22 protein-coding genes are annotated in these 22,436 nt (G+C 42.7%); 17 read left to right on the forward strand and 5 right to left on the reverse strand.

Features of this window, described 5'->3' with window-relative positions:
* Positions 1-105 precede the first annotated feature (105 nt).
* From L884_RS0111685 to L884_RS0111695, 3 genes are read right to left on the reverse strand one after another with little or no spacing between them, the layout of a single operon-like run.
* A complete protein-coding gene (locus tag L884_RS0111685) occupies positions 106-690 on the reverse strand; it encodes a TlpA family protein disulfide reductase (protein ID WP_028767684.1) in 585 nt (194 codons plus the stop codon).
* A complete protein-coding gene (locus L884_RS0111690; protein ID WP_028767685.1) occupies positions 683-1,141 on the reverse strand; it encodes a cytochrome c-type biogenesis protein in 459 nt (152 codons plus the stop codon). Before L884_RS0111690 ends, L884_RS0111685 begins: the two co-directional genes overlap by 8 nt.
* Positions 1,138-3,111, reverse strand: coding sequence for a heme lyase CcmF/NrfE family subunit (locus L884_RS0111695; protein ID WP_028767686.1), 1,974 nt, complete (start codon positions 3,109-3,111; stop codon positions 1,138-1,140). The genes L884_RS0111690 and L884_RS0111695 overlap by 4 nt, the downstream gene beginning before the upstream one ends.
* 553 nt (positions 3,112-3,664) lie before the next feature.
* On the opposite strand from L884_RS0111695, the gene L884_RS0111700 reads away from it, so the two are divergent.
* The 16 genes from L884_RS0111700 (at position 3,665) to L884_RS0111785 (ending at position 18,784) form a co-directional block, all read left to right on the forward strand.
* Positions 3,665-5,701 carry a multiheme c-type cytochrome gene (locus L884_RS0111700; protein WP_028767687.1) on the forward strand — a complete coding sequence of 679 codons (2,037 nt, stop codon included), beginning with the start codon at positions 3,665-3,667 and terminating at the stop codon, positions 5,699-5,701.
* 60 nt (positions 5,702-5,761) lie between these two features.
* A complete protein-coding gene (locus L884_RS0111705; protein ID WP_028767688.1) occupies positions 5,762-6,190 on the forward strand; it encodes a rhodanese-like domain-containing protein in 429 nt (142 codons plus the stop codon).
* Between the two features lie 37 nt (positions 6,191-6,227).
* On the forward strand, positions 6,228-7,031 hold the full coding sequence (locus L884_RS0111710; protein WP_028767689.1) for an FKBP-type peptidyl-prolyl cis-trans isomerase: 804 nt from the start codon (positions 6,228-6,230) through the stop codon (positions 7,029-7,031).
* A 31-nt stretch (positions 7,032-7,062) separates the two neighbouring features.
* Positions 7,063-7,800 (forward strand): tetratricopeptide repeat protein, encoded by a 738-nt coding sequence (locus L884_RS0111715; protein WP_028767690.1) that lies wholly within the window; start codon positions 7,063-7,065, stop codon positions 7,798-7,800.
* A gap of 75 nt (positions 7,801-7,875) precedes the next feature.
* The gene (locus L884_RS0111720; protein ID WP_028767691.1) at positions 7,876-8,583 is read left to right on the forward strand and encodes a 4Fe-4S dicluster domain-containing protein; all 708 of its coding nucleotides are present in this window, start codon (positions 7,876-7,878) and stop codon (positions 8,581-8,583) included.
* 2 nt (positions 8,584-8,585) lie between these two features.
* A complete protein-coding gene (nrfD, locus tag L884_RS0111725) occupies positions 8,586-9,533 on the forward strand; it encodes an NrfD/PsrC family molybdoenzyme membrane anchor subunit (RefSeq protein ID WP_028767692.1) in 948 nt (315 codons plus the stop codon).
* Positions 9,534-9,847: 314 nt separating this feature from the next.
* The gene (locus L884_RS0111730) at positions 9,848-10,336 is read left to right on the forward strand and encodes a nitrous oxide reductase accessory protein NosL (protein ID WP_028767693.1); all 489 of its coding nucleotides are present in this window, start codon (positions 9,848-9,850) and stop codon (positions 10,334-10,336) included.
* A 59-nt stretch (positions 10,337-10,395) separates the two neighbouring features.
* Complete coding sequence (gene nosD / locus L884_RS0111735) at positions 10,396-11,703, forward strand: nitrous oxide reductase family maturation protein NosD (protein ID WP_156925684.1); 1,308 nt, start codon at positions 10,396-10,398, stop codon at positions 11,701-11,703.
* A 55-nt stretch (positions 11,704-11,758) separates the two neighbouring features.
* On the forward strand, positions 11,759-12,667 hold the full coding sequence (locus L884_RS22010; protein ID WP_037410856.1) for an ABC transporter ATP-binding protein: 909 nt from the start codon (positions 11,759-11,761) through the stop codon (positions 12,665-12,667).
* Between the two features lies 1 nt (position 12,668).
* Positions 12,669-13,514, forward strand: coding sequence for an ABC transporter permease (locus tag L884_RS0111745; RefSeq protein WP_028767695.1), 846 nt, complete (start codon positions 12,669-12,671; stop codon positions 13,512-13,514).
* 262 nt (positions 13,515-13,776) lie between these two features.
* Positions 13,777-15,060 (forward strand): winged helix-turn-helix domain-containing protein, encoded by a 1,284-nt coding sequence (locus tag L884_RS0111750; RefSeq protein WP_028767696.1) that lies wholly within the window; start codon positions 13,777-13,779, stop codon positions 15,058-15,060.
* A 636-nt stretch (positions 15,061-15,696) separates the two neighbouring features.
* Entirely contained in the window at positions 15,697-16,224 is a 528-nt protein-coding gene (locus tag L884_RS0111765) for a GNAT family N-acetyltransferase (RefSeq protein ID WP_028767698.1), read from the forward strand.
* Positions 16,225-16,571: 347 nt separating this feature from the next.
* Positions 16,572-17,249 carry a lysozyme inhibitor LprI family protein gene (locus tag L884_RS22635; protein ID WP_051435617.1) on the forward strand — a complete coding sequence of 226 codons (678 nt, stop codon included), beginning with the start codon at positions 16,572-16,574 and terminating at the stop codon, positions 17,247-17,249.
* Positions 17,250-17,583: 334 nt separating this feature from the next.
* Positions 17,584-17,688, forward strand: coding sequence for a DUF6435 family protein (locus L884_RS23455; RefSeq protein ID WP_425423485.1), 105 nt, complete (start codon positions 17,584-17,586; stop codon positions 17,686-17,688).
* Between the two features lie 149 nt (positions 17,689-17,837).
* Complete coding sequence (locus L884_RS0111780; protein WP_028767699.1) at positions 17,838-18,455, forward strand: TetR/AcrR family transcriptional regulator; 618 nt, start codon at positions 17,838-17,840, stop codon at positions 18,453-18,455.
* Positions 18,456-18,490: 35 nt separating this feature from the next.
* Entirely contained in the window at positions 18,491-18,784 is a 294-nt protein-coding gene (locus L884_RS0111785) for a DnaJ family domain-containing protein (protein ID WP_028767700.1), read from the forward strand.
* Between the two features lie 74 nt (positions 18,785-18,858).
* On the opposite strand, the gene L884_RS0111790 is transcribed toward L884_RS0111785, so the two are convergent.
* Both L884_RS0111790 and L884_RS0111795 read right to left on the reverse strand, forming a co-directional pair.
* Positions 18,859-20,136 carry a phosphatase PAP2 family protein gene (locus L884_RS0111790; RefSeq protein WP_028767701.1) on the reverse strand — a complete coding sequence of 426 codons (1,278 nt, stop codon included), beginning with the start codon at positions 20,134-20,136 and terminating at the stop codon, positions 18,859-18,861.
* 195 nt (positions 20,137-20,331) lie between these two features.
* A complete protein-coding gene (locus L884_RS0111795; RefSeq protein ID WP_028767702.1) occupies positions 20,332-21,144 on the reverse strand; it encodes a sulfite exporter TauE/SafE family protein in 813 nt (270 codons plus the stop codon).
* Positions 21,145-21,451: 307 nt separating this feature from the next.
* Between L884_RS0111795 and L884_RS0111800 the strand changes: the two genes are divergently transcribed.
* Positions 21,452-22,429 carry a DUF1852 domain-containing protein gene (locus L884_RS0111800; RefSeq protein ID WP_028767703.1) on the forward strand — a complete coding sequence of 326 codons (978 nt, stop codon included), beginning with the start codon at positions 21,452-21,454 and terminating at the stop codon, positions 22,427-22,429.
* Positions 22,430-22,436: the final 7 nt, after the last annotated feature.

The raw sequence follows: 22,436 nt of genomic DNA on the forward strand, positions 1-22,436 counted from the left end.
CACCATGGAGAGGTGAAAATCATAACCCACCGAAATGGGCGTTTAGCGAGGAAAGCATGGTTAAAATCATTTCAGGACCTAGGACCTAGGACCTAGGACCTAGGCTTAACGGTGCGCATACTTAGCGGTAAGCTTCTCAAGGTATGGTTGCACCTCTTTGTCGCCCCAATCTAAATAACCGCGTAAAAAGCCAACTAGGTTACCTGAACCATCAAATACATAGGTTGCAGGCACGACATCAGCCGGCATGATTTGATCAATGGTTTTCTTAGGATCTAACCAAGTTTGGTAATGGCCTAAGTCGTGGCGCTCTAAAAACGCTTGTACTTTGTCACTTTCTTCATCGATAGAGATTGGCACAACGACTAAGTTTTTGTCTTTGTTTACCTGACGGATATTTTCCATCTGTGGGATCTCTTTAATACATGGCGCACACCAGGTTGCCCATAGGTTAACCAGTACTAACTTACCCTTGTATTGTTTGAGGCTAATCTGCTCGCCTTTAGTGTCGGTAAACATCACTTCTGGTACTGAGCGTGCCGATTGCATCTCAATAAAGCGTGACATGATAAGTGGTTTTTCGATGGCTTTACCTGTGTTGTACACTTTGGTGGACGCGACCTGAGCTTGTGCTGGCATGATGAGCGATGAAAAGACCAATAAGCAGCTCAGTAGATGGGTTTTATTCATGGTTGTTAGCCTTTGTAGTTGCAGTTTTACGTTGTTCACGGATCAAGAGTGCAGCAAAGCCAATGATGCCGATTAAAAGAAAGACGGGTCCAAACCAAAGAATGGCGGTAGCACCCGAAAAACTCGGTTGATAACGGATTTTTTCGCCATAACGTTGTACTAAAAAGTCGATAATGTGCGCTTTAGACTCGCCTTGCTCGAGCATTAAAAAGATTTGTCCTTTCAGCTCGCTAGCAATGGGGGCGCCGGAGTCAAACAAGTTTTGGTTTACCGACATAGGGCAACGTAGTTCGTGGGCGATTTCAAAGCCCAGATCGCGGATCTGCTCTGGTGTATAGTGGATTTTATCGCTAGCAGCCTGTGCTGATGCTTGTAGAAAAAGACTCAGGCATAGCAATAGTGCAAAGCTAACTAATAAGCGGATTAGCGTCGAAGTATAAGATTGACTCATGCTAACTCCTCAACGGTGAGTTGCGTTGCAGTTAACGGCTTAGTAGCAGTCAGTTGTTGGCGGCGTAAGTTATATAGCCCAGACATTGCAGCGATGAAGCCGCCAAGCATCATCATTAGGCCGCCAATCCAAATCCAGCAGGCTAATGGTTTATGGCTAATGCGCACTAAATATTCGGTATCACTGAGTTGCTGACCGCTCGAGACATAAAGATCACGTACTAAGTTACGCATAATGCCGGCTTTAGAGACTTCCATAGCGTTGGTTTTAAAGGTTTGTCGTTGTGGAGTGATGTAACCAATAAAATTTTCGTCGCTGTCGCTAACATGGATATTAGACTGAATTGCGGTATAGCTTTTGGCGTCAACATCAACGGTGGCTTCATATACAAAGGTATAACCAGCAACCACTTTACCTTGTCCTGGCCCCATTCTAAGTAACTCTTGGGTTTCAAAGTTGGATACGGCTGTTGCACCAATAATGCTAATCGCCACACCAAAGTGGGCAATTAACATAGCGCATTTCTTAGCGATAACCTTTTTACCTTGGCTGCGAAGACTAAACACAAGGTAAGCTAAGGTTAATAAAATCCAACTGGCCGATGTTGCGCCAATCCATACCCAAGGATTAAAACCGCCACGGGTTTGCAGTGCCACAAGTACACCGATAACGGCTGCTGCGGCAAAGAGTGCTGCTAATGGGTATAAGCGGTTTGATGAGTCTTGCTGCCATTTTATAAGTGGCGCGGCGCCCATAATCAGTACGGCAACAAAAGTCAGCGGTACAAAGATACTATTAAAATAAGGGGCGCCAACCGACAAGGTTCCAAGGTTTAGTAGCTCAAACAGTAGAGGATAGAAGGTACCCAATAATACTGAAATTGATGCTACAACCAGTACGATGTTGCCTAGTAGCATTAATGTGTCACGGGATAATAACTTAAATTCAGATTGCGACTTAATCAGGTTAGCTTTAAGTGCAAACAGGGTTAATGCGCCACATACGAACACCCCGAGTAAGGTCAAAATTGACATGCCGCGAGTGGGATCTGAAGCAAAGGCATGTACCGATTGCACTATGCCTGAACGGACTAAGAAAGTGCCAAGTAAGCTTAAAGAAAATGCTAACAAACACAGCAACAGGGTGGTGACTTTAAAGCTGCTGCGGTGCTGGCTAAGCACAACACTGTGCAGCAAAGCTGTGGCCACTAACCAAGGAATAAACGATGCGTTTTCTACCGGATCCCAGAACCACCAACCGCCCCAGCCTAGTTCGTTGTAAGCCCACCATGAACCAAATGCGTTACCGCCTGTTAAGAACACCCAAGCCATTAATACCCAAGGACGTAAGTAGCTCGCGTGTTGCTGGGTAAATTTGCCACCAATGAGTGCAGCAATAGCGGCAGCAAAAGTAACGGTTAAACCGACATAACCTAAAAACAGCATAGGTGGATGAAAGATCAGACCGATATCTTGCAGGATTGGATTGAGATCGCGACCTTCAATAGGGAAATTAGGCAGTAAGCGCGCGAAAGGGTTAGAGGTAAACAACATGAATAAGTTAAAGCCGGCAATCACAAAGGCCAAAATAGCGATCATGCGGCCGACATATAGCTGATCTTGATAGCGCGATGAGAACACAATCATGCAGCCCCAAATTGCAATCGCCACTACCCAAAATAGCATTGAGCCTTCATGACTCCCCCAAACCGCTGCGACTTTATATAAGGTTGCTAATTGAGTATTGGAGTGGTTGGCTACGTAAGCGACTGAAAAATCATTAACCAGAAAAGAAATAAGTAAACATAAAATAGAGGCGGTAATGGTAACCGTCATTAATGCGGTAAGTGTTTTCACATAGCTAAATAAATAATGATTCTTAGCATAAGCAGCATAGAGCGGAATAAATGAAAGTAACACCGCGGTAACTGTGCTTATAATAAGGAAAATAAGTCCGAGCTCTGGAATCATCTATTAACTTCTCTTTTTATTAACTTAATATATGTTTACTGATATTTAAGTTAGTTATTCATTGATAAATAAATGGCTTATTGTTTGAGCTGTGTTCTGATTGCTTTTTATTAAGTTGAACACGGCTTACGCTATATCTTTATCTATGTTTTGCTTGAACATGAATTGCTTATCAAGCGATTTTGCCTAAGGGTAGGTTATATTAGCGAACCATTTTGTGACCTCCTTAGCCTTTATCAAATCAGGTCTATCGGCTGATATTTTTTCACGTCTAAATCAGTTGTTTTTAGGTTCTTTTAGATATCAAAAAACGCTATTACAAGTGAAAAACACATTCTTTAAATTGGCTTAAGTCGTTGTTTATTTTGTGTTTTCACCGATTTTTTACTTTCTGTAAATTTCTAGCTCTCATTTCTTGCTGTGACTCATATTTTTCGAAAAAAAGATGTGGAAAATAGCTGCAACTCAATTGTTCAGTACTTTGGTGCAACAAGAGAGTGGCTTAAGTGAATGATGATAAAAATACTATAACTAGATATTTCTAGGAGTGATGATGAAAAGTTGGAAACTTAAAACAGTCGCAAGCGTACTGTTTTGTTTCGGCGCAATAGGTAACGCTAGTGCTGCTGGTGATAAGTACAATAGTATCCCAGAAATGGGTGCATCTGCTAAGAATGCAATTGCAAACTATCAAGGTACAGAACAAACAAAAGGTGTTAAGTCACTACACGATTATATTGTTCAAGAAGATGAGTTATTTGATTTCTTATTTCAAAACCATCCAATGTTCAAATACCAAGAAGAAGGTAACTTAATTGGTGATTACCATATTAGTGACCGTGGTGAAGAATATTTAGATACCGGCGGAAGCCAGGCATACAGTAAGCGTGTTGGTCGTCCAAGTGCTGTTCAGTACCGTCTAGGTGCTAAATCAACATTGGATTTTCCAAACAACTTCGTAGGTCCAGAGAAGTGTGGTGAGTGTCACGCGACTCAATATGAGAAATGGCAACGTTCGCGTCACGCTAACGTAGTTCGTTTCCCAAGTGAAATTACTGATAAAGAAGTACCAAACGGCGATTTGAACGCGCCACTATACGGTAGTGAAGCATCAATGCTACCTGATGGTGTTCGTGCTAACGACGTATACGCAATCATCGGTACTCCACGTACTAAGTATGGTTTCTTAGACTCATGGCTAGTTCGTGGTACTTACCACATTCGTGACGGTTTACTATCTGAAGGCACCGGTAAAATGGTTGCTGGTGGTAACCAGTTCTCTCGTGGTTGGGCTGAATGGTTAACGCCAGAAATGGCTAAGAAAATTAATAAAGCAATCCCTGATTTCCCTGTAACACTAGCAGAGTTCGGTGACACGGGTTCTCACAAGTGGGGTATGACTTCATACGGTGCTAAGTACGAAAAAGAGATGCTATTCCAACCAGGTAGCTCTTACTGTGAAATGTGCCATACCTACAAGTTTGACTTCCAAAACCAACAAGAGTTCTTTGATGCACTTGGCGATGCTAAGAAGCTACAAGAGCACACTATCTCTAAAGGTATTGCTTGTGAAGAGTGTCACGGCGCAGGTGGTCACTTAGATGGTGGTACTGGCGGTATGCAGTCTAACTGTGAACGTTGTCACCAACGCTTCTTCTTCGTTGACGAGCTAGCAGATACTGAGCAAGCACAAGAGAAAATGGAATACGCATTCGGCGTATACATGAAGTCTGCTTGTCCTTCTTGTGGTACTGAAGGTTCGCAAATGTATGCTTCTGCTCACTACGAGAAAGGTATGCGTTGTACAACATGTCACGATCCGCATGAAGTAACAGACGGCGACTTCCTATCAGGTTTCTCTACTCCGAAACTGAAGAAAGACTGTGTTGATTGTCACGAAGCGCAAGCAATGATTGCTGACAACACTGATACTCACAGCAACCAAACTTGTCAAAGCTGTCACATGCCAAACATGGGTAGCTGTGAAAACTTTGCTGCGATTCAGTTCCCAGACAACGCAGGTTTTGACGCGGTACGTCGTACTCACATGTGGAAGATTGATATCCACCCAGAGCGTAAGACACTTAACCCGCCAGAAGGCAAGCCACGTGATTCAAGCGTGAAAGGCTGGACTGTTGCTAAGAACGAAGAAGATCACAACTACTTAGACCTTATGTGGACTTGTGCTCGTACCGCGATTTCTGACAAAGACGTAGTGGATAACAAGGGTTGTCACAGCCCATTCCAGTCTGAGCTAGAAGTTGGCCTACATTACGACGACCAGATGGAAATCTACGGCGAAGTAATGAAGATGCAAAAGCCAGTTAAAGAAGTGTTCTCACAAGTTGAGCAAGCTCTAGAGCGCATCGACATGCTACTAGAAGTGACTAAGTTGTCTACTGCTGACAAGACTGAAGTCCTAATGCTAGCTGAGAAAGCACAAGAAACAATTGAGCTAATCAAAGAAGACGGCTCATGGGGTGTTCATGGCTTCCGTTACAGCCAGAAGCGTCTAGACGCAGCACTAACTTATGTTACCCAAGCTCAAAACATCCTTGATGGTGTTGGTTACAACACTGCAAAAATGTAATTGAGTTAATACCGACCTCAGCTTAGGTCCGCCTAAGTTGAGGTAATTAAGAGAGAAATTATGAATAGAGTACTGGGAAGTGTCGTTTTCACCGTCTTACTGTCAATACTATCTACCAGCAGTCATGCCGGTGGTGGCCAAGAGATGGGCCCAGCTAAATATTATGCTGAAACGTTAAATACGATCACCATGATGGAAGCGCAAACCTTAGTGGGCAAAGAGGGAGTTTACTTCTTTGATGTCAACACCTTGGAATTATGGGCTGAAGGATTCATTCCAGGCGCTATTTATTTCAACGTAAAAAATTGGAAAGACTTGCTGCCAAAAAACAAAGACGCGGTGATGGTGTTTTATTGTGCCAACCGTCTTTGTAATGCCAGTGAAATTGCTGCTCGAGCCGTGATGAAGTTGGGTTACACCAACGTTCTGCAAATGCCAGATGGGATCTACGGATGGCGTTTAGCGAATCGAGTAACAGAAAAGCCATAACGGATTATGTAAATTTATTTTTAGTGAGATTAATAGTATGAAAAAGCTTAAAAAAAGTGTCTTGGCCGTTGTGTCTTGTCTAACCATGTCAGTGTCTATGTCTAGCTTCGCAAGTGGCGACTTTACCACTGACGTTGAAAAACAGTCGTACAGTATTGGTGCATCATTTGGTCACCATATCTCTAGTCAGATATACAACCAATCTCAGTTAGGTGCTGAAGTTGACATGGGTCAAGTCGTTAACGGTTTATTAGATGCGTTAAAAGACGAAACCAAAATGTCGAGAGAAGACATCGTGACTTATCTTAATCAGCGCGCAGAAGCATTAAATGCTGCTAAGCAAGCTAAGTTAGATGCATTAACAGCTAAAAACATCGCAGCAGGTGAAGCTTTCATGGCTGAAAACCTGAAAAAAGATGGTGTTAAGCAAACTGAGTCAGGTCTGCAATATGAAGTGATCACTATGGGTGACGGCGAAATGCCAGATGGTAATGACGTTGTTACTGTTCACTACAAAGGTAGCCTGATTGATGGTACTGAGTTTGATAGCACTTATGACCGCGACGAACCAAACCGTTTCTCTCTAGTTACCGTTATTGAAGGCTGGCAAGAAGCCCTTGCTTTAATGCCTCAAGGGTCAAAATTTAAGTTAACCATTCCACCTGCACTTGCTTACGGCGACCGTGTTGTTGGCATGATCCAACCTCACTCGACATTGGTATTCGAGGTTGAGCTTGTCAAAGTTGAGCAGCCTGGTGAAGGCGCTCATGGCATGGGACTTAGCGGCATGGGCATGGGTGGCATGATGGGCGGCATGATGGGCGCCAATCCACACAAATAAATTTGATATTAATTATTGATATAGAGCCAAAATGAATACATTACTTATTAGTATTTCACTGATTTTATTTTGCTTACTGGCATTGCTTTATTGTCATCATTATCGCTATGGCAATGAAGTGCTCAGTTTAGAAAAAGAAGTGGAACACTTTTTTGGCTCTAATATAAACATCGAACCTATCGCTGTTAAACAAAACAATAATTATTATTTTGGGTCAATTGGCTTATTCATTATCAGTGTTTCAGCATTACTTTATTTAACGATTGGCAGCTATGAGAAGTTGGATTCTGCGCAAGTTGATTACAACATCGATTACTTATTAGTTGCTGATATTAATAAAGGCCAGAAACTCGCTGAAGAAAATCCTGGAGACCCAGTTGTGCTGCTAGGACTTGCCCAGTCGTACATCGACGGCGGCTTGTACAGTGATGCAATTGCAACCCTAGACCAGTTATTGGCAATCGATAATCAGAACACAGAAGCTTTAGGGCTTAAAGCAACGTCTATGTATTACCGCGATGATCGGGTGATAAACATGGACACTTCTTTAGTGATCGCGAGGGCGCTAACTCTGCATCATGAAGAATTAAATACCCGTTTATTATTGGCAAACGATGCTTACTTAAAAGGTAACTATCAAAAAGCGATTAGTAATTGGGAAATTGTTTTAACTAATAAAAAGCAGATGTTTAATCGAGATGCCATTAATTACGCCATTGAAAAATCCAAAGGTTTTTTAATGCAAATAAAACCGGCTGCGGCTCACTAACCTAAATTTCAGCGCAATAAGAATATTAAATAAAAAAATAACGTGTCGGTTTTAAACCGGCAATCGGAGGATGCTGTGAGTGAAAATCTAGAGAGACGGAGGTTCCTTAAAGGTCTAGGAGCCAGCTCTTTGATATTAGCACCACTAGGGTGCAGCTCGGTCAAAGAAAAGGAAAATGCCTACACACCGCATTACGTAATGGTTTTTGACCAAAACAAATGTGTTGGTTGTGGTGAGTGTAAGGAAGCCTGTAACAAGGCTAACAACTTACCAGAAGGCAAGTCTCGCCTGTTAATGGAGCAGCAATCAGGTGCCGTTGAAGGTCAACCTTGTCCACACTGCGGCAAAACGACTGGCTGTGGCTGTGAACGTAAGTTCGTACGTGTTTCTTGTCAGCAATGTAAAAACGCACCTTGTGTAACTGTTTGTCCTACGGGCGCGGCTCATCGCGATCCTAAGACTGGCATTGTGACTATGGATGCGGCGAAATGTGCAGGTTGTAAGTACTGTATTGGTGCTTGTCCATACGATGCACGTTTCATCAACAAAGAAACCGATGTAGCTGATAACTGTGACTTCTGCTTAAACAGCAAACTTGCTATTGGTGAGTTACCTGCTTGTGTGCAGCAGTGCCGTTACGATGCATTGATTTTTGGTGATGCTAACGATCCAACTTCTTATGTCAGCAAGTTATTAGCTGTTAAGGATTCGGTACGAATTAAGCCTGGTTTCGGTACAGAGCCAAGCTTGCGTTACATACCTATTGTTAAGCTGGGAGTGTAATCATGGACGGTAATATTGAATTTACAATGGGCCTTTCACAAGGCATCGCGTGGCCTTGGCCTATCGCGGTTTACCTGTTCTTTGCTGGTATTTCTGGTGGTGCATTAGCGATTGCTTTGTTCATTCGTTTCTACAAAAAACAAACTGAAAACACACCTTTTTTAAAGGCTGCGTCTTTAGTGTCGTTAGTGACGATTGCGCTAGGTATGATCTGTCTGGTTTTAGACTTAACTAATCCGCTATTCTTCTGGCGTATTTTGGTGTTCTACAACCTAAACTCAGTGATGTCAGTGGGTGTTATTGCGCTATCAGCATACATTCCATTAGTTGCACTAGTAACTTTGTTTGCGATGGAAGAAGAGATCAAGGCATACAAGCCTTTGAACTTCTTACTACCAATCATCGACAAGTTACGTGGTCTACGCTCACCATCTGAAAAGGCAGTACTTGTACTGGCTATGTCAGTGTGTGCTTACACCGGCTTCTTGATCTCTGCGTTAATTCGCTTCCCAATTATCAATACTTCTGTATTACCTGCGCTATTCGTTGCGTCAGGTCTTTCAGCGGGTGCTGCAGCTGCAAAAATGATTGCAGTATCAGTATTTAAAGAAGACCTACACAGCGAAGATATGCACACATTACACGGCCTAGAATGGCCAGTAATGGCGGCAGAAGCGCTGTTCCTATTCATGATTATCATGTCTTTGGCAACAGGTAATGCTGGCGCACAAGCTGCGTTCGCTGGTTTCCATACTGGCGTGTGGGCAAATGTGTTCTGGATTGGTGTTGTTGGTATTGGTTTTGTTGGTCCATTGCTACTTAACTTTGCAACAGGTAAAGCCTTTAGTCATTCAGCTAAAGCCTTCTACATGTCAGGTATGTGTGCAGTGGTTGGCATGATGTGTCTGCGTTTGTTCATCATTTACGCGGGTCAATTGAATGCCATCTAGTCGCAATAAGTCGCTACAGCTATAGCTTCCCCGAGCGAGTAATTATAGCGACTGTTGAGACTGAAATAAGTGGCGAACCTGCGGCAGTGTCTTGATTGGAAGAGAGGCACTGCCAACGGCTCAACACTAATAACGTTAGTTGTGTACGGCGCACCATACTTACGCGTTAATAGATGCTTTCCCTATGAGCATGCGATGACCCTCTGAGTATGGTGTTGCCCGCCAACTAACTGCGAGTAAGCCAGCCCTTAAAGCCGCCGCCCTGCAAGGTGCTTTAGGGGCTTGGCTGAAAGTACATTTGAGATAGAGTCATTATGAAAAAACTAATCTGTTTATTGCTACTTATCCCATTTCTAACTGCTTGTGGCGATGATGCTGTTGATACGACTAAGTACACAGCACAAGCGATCCATGAGCATGACCGCTGCCATATCTGCGGCATGATGATCACCAAGTATCCAGGTCCTAAAGGCCAAGTTCACCTGAAAGGGCAAACGGTAGTGCCTAAGTTCTGCTCGACTCGCGACATGTTTAATTTTGCACTACAGAGTGAGAATAAGCGCCAAATCACCGCACTGTTCGTGCATGACGTTGGTGCAACGAGCTGGGAAAAGCCAAGTGATGACGCCTTTATTGATGCTAAAACGGCTTGGTATGTTTATGGCACGACTAAAAAGGCGGTGATGGGCTCAGCTGTGGCCACCTTTAAAACTGAAGCAGCAGCCAAGCAATTTGCTAAACAATATGGTGGCCGAGTGCTTACCTATGACCAGATTGATATTAGTTTGTTAGCCGGTGAGTAACGGAGTCTCAAACTAAGGGAAATGATGCAAGACGCCATCTCGCCCCTTTGAGTGTATATATGAAAAAAGCCAGCTATAGTCCAATGTTTCTGCTAATTAATCGCCCTGCAAAATGCGTTGCTATGCTGGCACTGCTGTGCAGTCCGTTAAGCTTCGCCGCTAACCATACGGTTACCGATGCGCAAACCTTAACTGCGCAACTGTTACAAGTTGCTGCGGGTGACACTATCACCCTAAAGCCCGGTATCTATCTTGGTAATTTTGAGCTGCCTACTACGATTCATTTAAGCGGTGAAAAGGGCGCTATTATTGACGCTCAAGGCAAAGGTAGCGCGGTTACTGTGAACAGTGCTAACAGCAGCATTAGCAATTTGCAGATCCAAAATTGGGGCGCGGATCTGTATGAGCTAAACGCGGGCGTGTTGGTTAAAGATAATGCCGATAATGTGCATATTGAAGGCTGTAAACTCAGTGGCGACGGCTTTGGCATTTACTCAGAAAACACCCAAAAAATTACGGTGAATAACAACATCATCATAGGTAACTCTGAGCGCTATAAGCTTGACCGTGGCGATGGTGTTTACCTAAAAGGTGTTGATGCACCGCTTATATATAACAATCATATTTCTCATGTACGCGATGGCGTATATCTAGAAACCAGTACTAATAGCCTAGTGTACGACAACCGGTTCCACTCCCAACAGTACGGTATTCATTATATGTATACCAAGCATGATGAAGCCTATGGCAACGAAGTGGATAATGTTGATGGCGGCTATGCCATTATGAGTTCTCACTTTGTTAACTTACATCAAAATCAGGCGTCTAATGCCCTTGATTTTGGCGTTTTGCTCAATATCAGTAACGACTCTATTGTCAGTAATAATCGTATTTCGCTAGCGCATAACCCACAAGGTAAGCCTGAACTAGGCAATGAAGGCAAAGGGATCTTCATATACGGTGCCCGCGATAACGAAATCACTCATAACCTGTTCTCTACCAGTGATATAGGCATTTATATGGCCATGGGCGGTGAGGGCAACAAGGTTTATGGCAACCAATTTGTTAATAATCAAATTCAAGTCAAATACGTTGGCGACTCACTCTTAGAGTGGAGCCATAACGGTCGAGGTAACTACTGGAGTGGTTATATGGGCTGGGATGCTAATCACGACGGCATTGCCGATGCTCCATATCGGCCTAACGACAGCTTAGATAAGCTTTTTTGGCTTTACCCTGAAGCTGAGTTTTTGATGAATAGTCCTATTGTTGCAGTATTACGCTGGGTGCAAAGCCAGTTTGCTGTTGGGCCATCGACAGGCATCGTCGATAGTTTTCCACTACTTCAGATTGAAACAGCTTTATAGGGATTGGGATTGATTTAAACCAAGCCCCACTTGAATTGCATAAAAAGAGAACCTCATGCTTACACCTTCAGTCAAGCTAACCGATGTTAGCCTTAGATATAATGATTTTACCGCTCTGAATCATGTCAGTTTTGAGGTAAATGCAGGCCAAACAATGGCACTGCTGGGCCATAACGGTGCCGGTAAATCTAGCTTGATCAAGATTATTCTCGGTTTGATTATTCCGACTTCTGGTACCGCCAAGGTGATGGGGCAATGCGCCCACGCTAACCAGCAAAAAAGCAGCATTAACTTAGGTTATTTGCCAGAGGATGTCAGTTTTTACGACAAGCTCAGTGGCCGTGAAGTTTTGGGGTACTTTGGTGCTTTAAAAGGTGTGAGCTTAGCGCGCATCGACGCACTGATTGAGGAATTTGGCTTAGGTTACGCCCAACATAGACAGCTAAAAACCTATTCAAAAGGCATGAAGCAACGCCTTGGTGTAGCGCAAGCCATTTTGTCACAACCTAAAATTCTGCTGCTCGACGAGCCGACAGTTGGTCTTGACCCGCAAGCATCGCAATTCCTCTACGGTAAGATTAATGAGCTGAAACAAGCAGGTTGTGCAGTGGTGATCTCAACCCATGAATTATCACTAGTGGAGTCGCATTTAGATACGGCACTGATTATGGCGCGGGGTAAGCGCAGAGCATTAGGTACCTGCGCAGAGCTGCGTAAAGCAAGCTCCCTAAAGTCCAGTATTCACTTCGATGATTTAGCGCAACGAGTTAAAAGTAATGCTTATTTGCAGCAGTTTTATCAACAAGGGATGTTGCAGTTTGACTCTTCGGCTAAAGCTGAAATTGTTAAACACTTAGTGACTCAGTGCCAAGTGTTTGATTTTGATATTAAAGAACCAAGGCTTGAAGATATTTATCATGAACTAATGGGGCAATCTTTATGCTCACCAGCGGAGCAAGCGTAACATGTTAATCACACGACTCACTTCACCGGTTTTAATTATTGCCTATAAAGAGATCTGCGATAGTTCCCGCAATCGCTGGTTGGCATTCATGGGCAGTATGTTTTTAGTGTTGTCTTTGAGCGTTAGCTTTGCAGGTAGCGCCGTGACAGGCAGTCTATATTTGCCAGAGATTGACAGCCTAATGAGCAGTCTATCGACAATCTCAGTATTTATTATTCCGTTAGCGGCGATTTTATTGTGTTACGACAGCTTTGTTGGCGAAGATGAGTCAGGCACTTTGTTGTTACTGCTGTCATACCCTTTGACCCGATTACAGATCTTGCTTGGCAAGCTGCTCGGCCATGTGATTGTAATGTTGGTCGCCACAGGTGCTGCATTTGGTCTGACGGCATTACTGTTATTAATGCTTGGCGAGCATTACGACAAAGGCGAGCTAATTGCCGCCTTTGCTCAGTTCTTATTGAGCAGTAATTTGTTAGCGCTCACTTTTATTTTAATTAGCTATATCGTTAGCCTTAAGAGCACAGAAAAGGCCAAAGCTATCGGTGGTTTGCTGCTGATTTGGTTTTTGTTTGTATTGATCTACGATTTAATTTTACTGACTATCTTAGTGTCCGATTTTTCGTTTGCGGATCAGTATGTAATTAATGCCCTTATTGCCATGAGCCCGACCGATCTATATCGGGCAATCAACCTAGTCGCCATCGATGGTAATAACGCCAGTGGTAGTTTAGCTATGTTAGCCAGTTCAGACTGGGGCTTAGCAAGTTTATATGGGCTACTTTTGTTATGGATCTCTAGTTTGACGTTGATCTCTCATCGAATTTTTAAATACAAACCGCTGTAGTAGTCAGAACTCGATGGTTAGATTTCGCTAATGAGCCGCTAAACGGCATAGGTGTGACAGCTAATATAATTGCCGCAAATATTAGCTGTTAATGCTGCTGTTAGCTGACTGTTTTGGGTTAATAATCACATTCTACTTAAGTACTTAACGGTAGAATTCGCCTGTTTATTCGCTTGATCCCTAAATGACTTCATTGCTTGTTACTCTACAGAGGTGATTTAGGAATACATCAATTACGCAGAAGAATTAAAAGAGGTTAATTGTGTTGAAAATTACTCCTTATTTGGAGTTGGATACTGAGGCTAACCAATTAGTTGATCATGTTAGTGGTAAAAAGGTCAGCTTAACCTTTTCTGAATCCGCAGTACTTCACCGACTTCTATTGTCATCAAATCCAGTATGCTCGAAAGAAGAGTTACTGAGTGCGGGCTGGCCTGACCGTGTTGTTGCTGTGACGTCATTAACGCAATGCATCAGTACCTTGCGTAAAAAGCTCGATCCCTATAGAGAAGTGCAGTTAAAAACTGTTGCTCGTCGTGGTTATCAGTTGCATATCGCTAGTCAATCCCATGTGAAAATGTTGGCAGTTAATGATGCTGAATCAATGAAGGCCGCCATTTTTGATGTGTCTTTACTGGTCAAAATATCCGGCATAGTAGTTTTGCTTATTCTTGCATTAAGCGCTTGGTATTGCAGTGATTATCATAAGATAAAACAAAATTTAGCCCGTTGGAGCGCCGATCCTCAAGTTGAGCTGCAAATAGGTGGTTTAAGGGGCAATGCTAAGCTGCTAGTTAAAGATGATGCACAGCACCTGCACCCATTTATGTGGGAGAAGCATCTTCAACCTGATAATAGCTTTATGACCTGTCATAAAGGCTTTAATGCGTTTGCCGCTACAGATGGTAGTAACTATTCGATGGCGATTTGCCCCGGGACAGATGATGAACAATGTTCGGGTAATGGCTTAATCAACATTACTTCGGTGGACTCTGAGCCTGCAAATCTGAATATGCCGGAGTTTATGGAGCTGTCGAGTGCGATGGAGCAACGCATTCGTTATAACCGCGTAATGCTGCCAGAAAGCACAGGCGTTAAAGGCTCGTTGTTAGAGCATAACTATCAAGCGGACGTGTATTTCCCTGTAAAAGATGAGCTGCTTATTCGTGCAGATATCAATATGTCGCTTATCTTTGATTCAGAGGATACCGGTGAGTTTCACTTATCTACCTGTATAACAGATGAAGACTGCTTAACTACGCCGATTAAGTACAAGGTACGTGGTACGTTTAAGCAATACTCGAGCAGTATTGATGGCTTAAAAGCGGATATTTTTCAAGTTCGTGTGCAGCAAAAAGACTTGATTAAACCAGATAAGTTAAACGATTCCGCAGTGCGTTTTTATCGTGATTTGCGTAAGCGCGATATTAAAGACAGAGAGATGTATTTTATTCGTGTACACCAAGATCATAAGACCGCGGTTTGGGTCATCCCGTTGTTTGGACAAGTAACGGCTTGGTACCATTATGAGAGAATCGATATTTAGGCTCATATCGAGCTGAGCTTAATAAGTTTGGCGTGTTTGTTGAGTGCTGAGTGTCACTTTGGAAGCCCACAGTAATGTGGGCTTTTTTGTGCCCTTGTTTTGGCTGTGGGGCTCTACATTAAGGGGAGCAGACTGCGCCTGACCTTTAAGTTAGACAGCGTCTAACAATCAACGTCGTGGCGCTTCGCCCACACCCGAGTCAAGGGGGAAAGCGCTTGTCCCCCTTAACAAACCCTCAGCGCCCCAAACGAAGTTGTTGATCCTCATACTCCAATGAAAATCGCCTAACGGCTCAGATGGGACATCCATGTCCCCCTGAGCCTGAACCATCATCCATGATGGTTCTACGGCATTTTCATTTGCGCATTTCGGCAACTTCGATGGGGAATTGGTGTTTTCTGTGAGTTCCATATTTCAAATAGTCCCTCTGATTGGTCATTAAAATCCTCCTAAAAAAGCACATGGAGCCATATGAATCATGCTCTTTTTGTTTTTGTGTTATGTTTAAAACAATGGGTTATAGTTTGGTGGCGGAGCATTGCCAAGACGCATTGATAATATTTAAAAATACAGCAACGATAATAATGTTATTGTTGTTACCACTTAATAAGCTGTTAGGCTGCAAAGGAAAGCTAGGTGAGTAATTTCAATATTAGAACCTTAAATCAAAATGATTGGTCAACATACAGAGAGCTTCGCCTTCGCTCTCTTCAAGACTCTCCAGACTCTTTCGGTAGTAGTTATGAAAAAGAGTTTTGCTTTTCACGTGATGAATGGGCTTCTCGTCTTGACCTCGATAATATGGTTGAATCGGCTCTCCCACTTATTGCAGAGTTAAATGGGGTTGCAGTTGGTTTAGCTTGGGGGATACAGCATAACCCTCAGGATAAAACTGCTCATATTTATCAAATGTGGGTTTCCCCGAATGCTCGTGGTCAAGGCGTAGGTAGTTTATTGCTTAAAAATATTATAGCGTGGTCAAATGAACTTAATTTAGATTATGTTTCGTTAGCGGTAACAACCATTAATAAAACGGCTGTAGAGTTATATAAAGCTTATGGCTTTGAGGCTGATGGCGCATTAGAAGATCTTCGTGAAGGTTCAGAATTGCTTGTTCAGCCCATGAAATTGAAACTGTGCGCGATAGCGCCTAATCGAAATTAAACAAGGACAAAAACAGAAGTTGACAGGGTCACTCAACTATAGAGACTTATAATATATTGCACTCAAAACTGACTGAAAACATCTAACTCGCCATCGAAGATGAGTGAGGGTTAACAACTTCTTTGGGGCGGCTCGGACTCTTTATAAGGAGCTGACCAATAGGGGATTTCTGTTGATCCCCTTTTGACCGAGTGTGAGCTGGAAGCTCACGACGTTCTTCGGCCGATAGGCCGCATATTTAGGCGTTGCTCACGCCCTTCTTAAACAGGCTTGATTGCTTATCAACTGAGATTATGAGACAACCCCATATTAGATAACAGGATGATAAATATAGGGTTAAACAATTGATGAACCTCAAGCTAATCACTCTACTAGCATGTCTGCTCGGGTACTCAAGCATTGGCTATGCAGCCAGTTTTGATTGCACGAAAGCCAAGGCTAAGATTGAAAAGCAGATCTGTGCTGATGATGAGCTGAGCCAGTTAGATACTGAGCTAATGGCTGCTTATAAATTGTATCGGGCGCAGCTTGCTGATGAAGGCAAATTGCAGCTTAAACATGCACAAAGAGCATGGCTGAAGCAGCGCAATAAAGACTGCAGTGATGATACGTCAGCTTGTGCAGATATTTACCAGCAACGCATTACACAACTGTTAGCCCAAGTGTCAGAGGGTAAACAGATCTCAGCTAAGGATTTTTATCAGCATTTCAATATGCGAACCATTTATAGCTCCTATGGCCAACGTTTAAAGTACTATTGTGAGTCGTACCCGCAAGACTTCTTTACAACACCAGAGTTTATCTCTGCCACTAAGCTTGAAATGGTTGAGGGTGACAATATCTGGACAGTTTCAATCGCGCCAGATAATCGTGTAACCCTAGGTAATCAGATCACCTCAGGTACTTATCACTCTGTGACTTCCCATCGTTTGTACTTCGACAAAAACAATAATGACTGGCGTACATTACAAACATTTATCGCTGTGCCTGATGACTGCGTGGCTTATGGAACACAAGATAGTTAACTTGGAACAAGCCGAGCTTGATAAAGGTCGGCTATTTAGCCTCTTATCTACTTAGTAAGTTAACCAATCTATAGAATACCGCGGCTAAATTTTGCCCTTGATATTAATCCTTTCTTGGTGCGTCAGCGTATTAAAAATACCAATGAAATTATTGCTTAAGTAATGGCACTAACAATAGTTGAATCGGCTGAGAGTCGGAGGTTAATTTGCGGTCGGTTTACAAGTTGTGCCCTGCTAAACATAAGTATTAGTGGAGATAAAACGTGTTTTCAATATTTAAAAGAGACCCTGCTAAGAAACTTAAAAAGCGGTATTTTGCTAGCTAGAGCAAGTGATGTTAGCTCAGCGAAATGGCGACATTAAAACCTACTCTGAACTTTCTGCAGAGGCAGATGAGATCGACAAGCAAATATCAAGACTTAATCAATCATCAAGTTAGCGTTCACTGTTTAACGTGGTTTATAGAAGCTAGCTTTTACAAAGTTATTATTCATACGATCTAGCATTAAGGCTGTTGACTTTAAAATATTTCATCATTAAATTAACGCTATTAACTTAATGGTGTTAACTTAATAAGGCTAACAAAAAATGGTTGCGACAAACACTAAAGGTCGGCCTGCGCAAATTTCTAAGGTCGAGGTGATTGAGTGCGCGTTAAATTTGGGGCTGCACAACTTATCTATGCACGCTTTAGCTAAGCAATTAGGTGTCACTGCAACAGCGCTTTATCGCCATGTTAGCTCGAAAGAAGAACTTATCGCTTGTTGCTGTGATTACGTAATGAAGCGGGTAGGTATTCCTGCAGAAACTGATTGGCAGCAGTATTTATATTGTTTCGCTAAAAACTTTAGAAGTTCGTTACTTGCCGTCCCCCATTCAGTGCAATTTATTCGCCATCATCAACAGTTTACCCCTGCTACATCTATTCTTGTGGACGATGCTTTAGGTGTGCTGCGTAACGAGCATTTTGATGCTGAAGTTGGATTTATGGCATTTGTTAGCGTGTATACAAAGGTGATGGATATTGTGCAGCACCAAGAGCAAGCCTTAGCCAATTCTACAAATGAACAAGAGCTAGCGGTTGATGCTGAAGTCTTGCCTAATCTAGCATGGCTATTGGCGCAAGCTAAGCCTGTTGACTATGAACGCTATTTTGAAGATAGCATAAAAATTACTCTCGAAGGTTTAAAAGCTGTTTATCGTTAACGATAGAGAGTGCTGAAAGTTTATAAGGAAACGCTATGAGCTTGTATGTTGAAGATTACATTTCTCGCCAGGTACAAAAAATAAGCGAGTCGGGTGAAATGGCAAATAACCCTTACCAAGGGAAGCGTTTAGAGTTAGAGAGTTACTTTAGATCGCCTGTCGAAAACAGAGCAATTAACCGCTTTTTATCTGATAGTGGTTTTGTTCCGCCTAAAATTCAGATCTTAGCTGAAATTAAAGTGCTTGAATCTCAACAAGAGCAAGAATATAGCTTAGATACTCAGCTTAAGTTAAATGCTTTACGTTTGAAGTATGATATGAGCAAGTGAACCGTTGCTTGTAAGTGGAGAGGCAAGGAGGAGCATAAACTATCCTCCTTGCTAAGCGCAGAGTCAAAGCTTAATTAGAATCTGTTGCTAAAGGTTAGCACTAAATTTTGGCTATCATAGTTGGCAACAAACTCAGTGTTATCAAGCTCTGTTTCGGTGTAGCTGTATTTGAAACCCATTTCCCAAGCATCATTAAAGTCATACTTTACGCCTGCTTCTGCTAATAGGTAGTTATCGCTTTCCCAGCCTTGATATTGGAGGTTGGTTATTGCTGAAAACCCTTCTGTGAGTCGCCATGAGAGCTTTGCTGTAGCCGCTGGCATTGCTCGCCAATGATCTTCGCTAGCGTATTGACCGCCGTTTTCATCAAGGTCAACATCGAGTTCAATCATGTGTAAATATAGCCCTAGGCCGACATCTAGCTTCACTGCATCATTCACCTGTAAGCCTTTGTAGATATTGCCCCCTAGCATCCAATGCCTAAATGCGGTGAGTACTTCGCTGCCTGCTTCAAAGGTTTGACCGTCTAAGGTAAAGTCTTGAGCAACTGTGCCACGACGACGTGTTTCTGTTGGTGTAAACTCCAACTCTATTAGGTCGCCACCGCCGAGTTGGTACTGATAATTCACATAGGAGAAAGGCTGGTATTCATCGATAAGTTCGTCTCTAACTAGATAGTCTTTAGCGCCTGCTTGAGCAGAGCTATCAGCAATGTTAGTACCGACACCAAGTTCTAATTTGTGTTTAAGGTCAACAATCTTTTGCGCTTTGGATTTATGTTGAGTCTTTAGCACTTCATCCGTTACCGTTACCCCCACGGCAAAACCGTCAGCTGTTGGTTGAGCGTTAAAGTAAACGCCATCAACTTTATGCGGTGAAACAAACATTTGGTTCATCAAAAATGCTGTAGATGCACCTGCCACAACATCGCCTGCATAGTGGCGGTTGCCATGAATACGACTCGCTCCTACAAAGGTGGCTGCAGCATACGCTGGTACCCCCCATTTAGCGCCATAACGGCTTTGTAAGAAAGCTGCACCAGAAAAAGCGGCAGCGGTGTGACCCGAAGGAAATGAGTTCCAACTACTCTCATTAGGGCGGCTGCGTCCAACAGCTTGTTTTACGCCATGCACAATGACTTGGGTACTTAATGTTGAGTAAGTTAATTGTTTAGCGCCTTCGAGATCATCGTGCATCCATGCAGCAAAAAAGCCTGTGGCAGGGATGAGAATTTGCAACATGTCACCGGCTTCAACAATTGAGTCGTCAACTGAATCATTAATGCCATTGCTAGCCCACGCTGGAGTGGTCATTGCTACCATTACTGCAGCGATAAGTTTATTTTTATTCATAATACATCCTTTTAATTACCTTAAACTTTATATGGGTACTGCAATGTATTGTTACATTTACCACTTTTTAGGTACACAGTCGTACGGTTAAAGTGTGCATTTTGTAACAGTGTTGAATTTTTGTTGCTTTTTTGGTCTTCCACTGTGAACTATTTGCTGGCGTAAGAGTCCGTGTTTTTATCGTTGTATGTCTATTCAACCGAAATACATATTCACAGCAATCAACAACAATAAGCATGCGAAGATCTTTTTTATCAGCGGAACAGGTAGATGGGCTGTGGCTTTTGCACCCAATGGTGCGGTAAACCAAGAGGTGCACACGATACCCAGCAGTGCAGGTAAGTAAACGAAGCCAGCAAAGCCATCTGCTAATGAGAAATGGCCACTGCCAGAACTGATATAACCAATTGAACCAAACAGTGCGATGACAATGCCGCAGGCTGAGGCGCAGCCGATGGCTTTTTTAATATCTACCTTAAAGTAAGTCAGTAAGGGGACTAATAATGCACCACCGCCTATGCCTATCATGGCCGATAACGCGCCAGTGATACAGCTAAGCAGGCTCAATAGACCTTTATTGGGCAAGCCGCGTTCGCTTGCATCATGTTTTTTATTGCTGCTGTAAAACATTTTTAGTGCGATTAATAGTACGCATAAGGTAAACACTAAGCGCACAATTTGCTCAGGCAAGAGCGCTGCAACGAAACCGCTAATGAGTGCGCCAATAGCAACCCCGGTCATGATCCAAGGGGCTATCTGCCAAGGTACATTGCCATTTTTATGATGGGCAATGGCCGACGAAGTTGAAGTGAATAAAATGGAGGCCAGTGAGGTGGCAATAGCTGCAACTACCACCTGCTCGGCTGGCAGCACCGCGAAGTGCACTAAAATTATGCTGAGTACAGGCACTATCACTAGTCCGCCGCCTATGCCTAGTAGTCCTGCCAGAAAGCCAACCCCGCTGCCTAGCAATGCGCAGTAAATAATTAATAGCAAAAATTCATTCATTTAAAAAATCTCTTTATCTAACTATTGGACTGCGGCGCAATATTATTGAGTTAGCTCTAATGGCCGTGTTAGGCCGGTTAATATAACGGAATGCAAGTTTAGTTTTCAAAGTAATACAATATGAATGTTATTCATGTTGTAAGTGAAATTAAAACGTTATTAATTAAAAGCTGAAGTAGGTATAAATAACAACATCAAATGGCGCTCGAAAATAATCAGAGGCCTTAATTATCTAGCGTCGAAACTTACCTCGATTTGTGGGGCGACTGGTAGATTTAGCGTAATGGATATAGGGATACCAAACACGATGAGTACCGAATTTAGCTTCAACATTAACAGCGTTTGTCTCGATGAAAACTATCAGCCGTCAGACAGTACACGTATTACCACAAACTTTGCTAACTTAGCGCGAGGCGAGAGCAGGCAGCAAAACCTACGCAATGCTTTGCGGATGATTGATAACAGTTTTAATGCATTAGCCCACTGGGATAATCCGCAAGCGGACCGTTATAGTGTTGAGCTTGAGATCATTTCCGTGGATGTAGATGTTGCGGGCAGCGGCAAGACTTTTCCGTCAATTGAAATATTAAAAACCAATATTATTGATAATAAGACTAGCGAACGAATAGAAGGCATTGTTGGTAATAATTTCTCATCTTATGTTCGAGATTATGATTTTAGTGTGTTGCTATTAAATCATAATAAAGATAAAGCTCAGTTTACTATTCCAGATAACTTTGGTGATTTACACGGTAAGTTATTTAAATACTTTATAAACTCTTCAGTTTATAAACAGCACTTTAAAAAGTTACCGGTAATATGTTTAAGTGTGTCAGATAATAAAACCTATTACCGTAGCGACAATCAGCACCCTGTTTTGGGCGTTGAATATCAACCTAATGAATCGTCACTTACCGAGCAGTACTTTAAAAAGATGGGCTTGCAGGTGCGTTATTTTATGCCGCCAAATAGTGTTGCGCCGTTGGCATTCTACTTCTTTGGTGATTTGCTTAATGACTATAGCAACCTTGAGTTGATCAGCACCATTAGCACAATGGAGACATTTCAGAAGGTTTACCGACCAGAGATCTACAACGCAAATGCTGCAGCGGGTCAATGTTATCAGCCGAATTTGAAAAACCTCGATCACTCGTTAACTCAAATTGTTTACGACCGAGAAGAGCGCAGTCAGTTGGCTATCGAGCAGGGCAAATTTGCAGAAGAGCACTTTATAAAACCTTATCAAAGCGTGCTTGAGCATTGGTCAGCTAACTACCCTGTGTAACCTTTAA

Source organism: Shewanella fidelis ATCC BAA-318, from assembly GCF_000518605.1.
Classification (GTDB): Bacteria; Pseudomonadota; Gammaproteobacteria; order Enterobacterales; family Shewanellaceae; genus Shewanella; species Shewanella fidelis.

Bases quoted from the DNA above. Each gene is read 5' to 3' on its own strand.
- L884_RS0111800 (WP_028767703.1), top strand. From the start codon at position 21,452: ATGAGTACCGAATTTAGCTTCAACATTAACAGCGTTTGTCTCGATGAA.
- nrfD (WP_028767692.1), top strand. From the start codon at position 8,586: ATGGACGGTAATATTGAATTTACAATGGGCCTTTCACAAGGCATCGCG.
- L884_RS0111690 (WP_028767685.1), bottom strand. From the start codon at position 1,141: ATGAGTCAATCTTATACTTCGACGCTAATCCGCTTATTAGTTAGCTTT.
- L884_RS0111785 (WP_028767700.1), top strand. From the start codon at position 18,491: ATGAGCTTGTATGTTGAAGATTACATTTCTCGCCAGGTACAAAAAATA.
- L884_RS23455 (WP_425423485.1), top strand. From the start codon at position 17,584: ATGTTAGCTCAGCGAAATGGCGACATTAAAACCTACTCTGAACTTTCT.
- L884_RS0111705 (WP_028767688.1), top strand. From the start codon at position 5,762: ATGAATAGAGTACTGGGAAGTGTCGTTTTCACCGTCTTACTGTCAATA.
- L884_RS0111685 (WP_028767684.1), bottom strand. From the start codon at position 690: ATGAATAAAACCCATCTACTGAGCTGCTTATTGGTCTTTTCATCGCTC.
- L884_RS0111700 (WP_028767687.1), top strand. From the start codon at position 3,665: ATGAAAAGTTGGAAACTTAAAACAGTCGCAAGCGTACTGTTTTGTTTC.
- L884_RS0111795 (WP_028767702.1), bottom strand. From the start codon at position 21,144: ATGAATGAATTTTTGCTATTAATTATTTACTGCGCATTGCTAGGCAGC.
- L884_RS0111790 (WP_028767701.1), bottom strand. From the start codon at position 20,136: ATGAATAAAAATAAACTTATCGCTGCAGTAATGGTAGCAATGACCACT.
- L884_RS0111710 (WP_028767689.1), top strand. From the start codon at position 6,228: ATGAAAAAGCTTAAAAAAAGTGTCTTGGCCGTTGTGTCTTGTCTAACC.
- nosD (WP_156925684.1), top strand. From the start codon at position 10,396: ATGAAAAAAGCCAGCTATAGTCCAATGTTTCTGCTAATTAATCGCCCT.
- L884_RS0111730 (WP_028767693.1), top strand. From the start codon at position 9,848: ATGAAAAAACTAATCTGTTTATTGCTACTTATCCCATTTCTAACTGCT.
- L884_RS22010 (WP_037410856.1), top strand. From the start codon at position 11,759: ATGCTTACACCTTCAGTCAAGCTAACCGATGTTAGCCTTAGATATAAT.
- L884_RS0111780 (WP_028767699.1), top strand. From the start codon at position 17,838: ATGGTTGCGACAAACACTAAAGGTCGGCCTGCGCAAATTTCTAAGGTC.
- L884_RS0111715 (WP_028767690.1), top strand. From the start codon at position 7,063: ATGAATACATTACTTATTAGTATTTCACTGATTTTATTTTGCTTACTG.
- L884_RS0111745 (WP_028767695.1), top strand. From the start codon at position 12,669: ATGTTAATCACACGACTCACTTCACCGGTTTTAATTATTGCCTATAAA.
- L884_RS0111695 (WP_028767686.1), bottom strand. From the start codon at position 3,111: ATGATTCCAGAGCTCGGACTTATTTTCCTTATTATAAGCACAGTTACC.
- L884_RS22635 (WP_051435617.1), top strand. From the start codon at position 16,572: ATGAACCTCAAGCTAATCACTCTACTAGCATGTCTGCTCGGGTACTCA.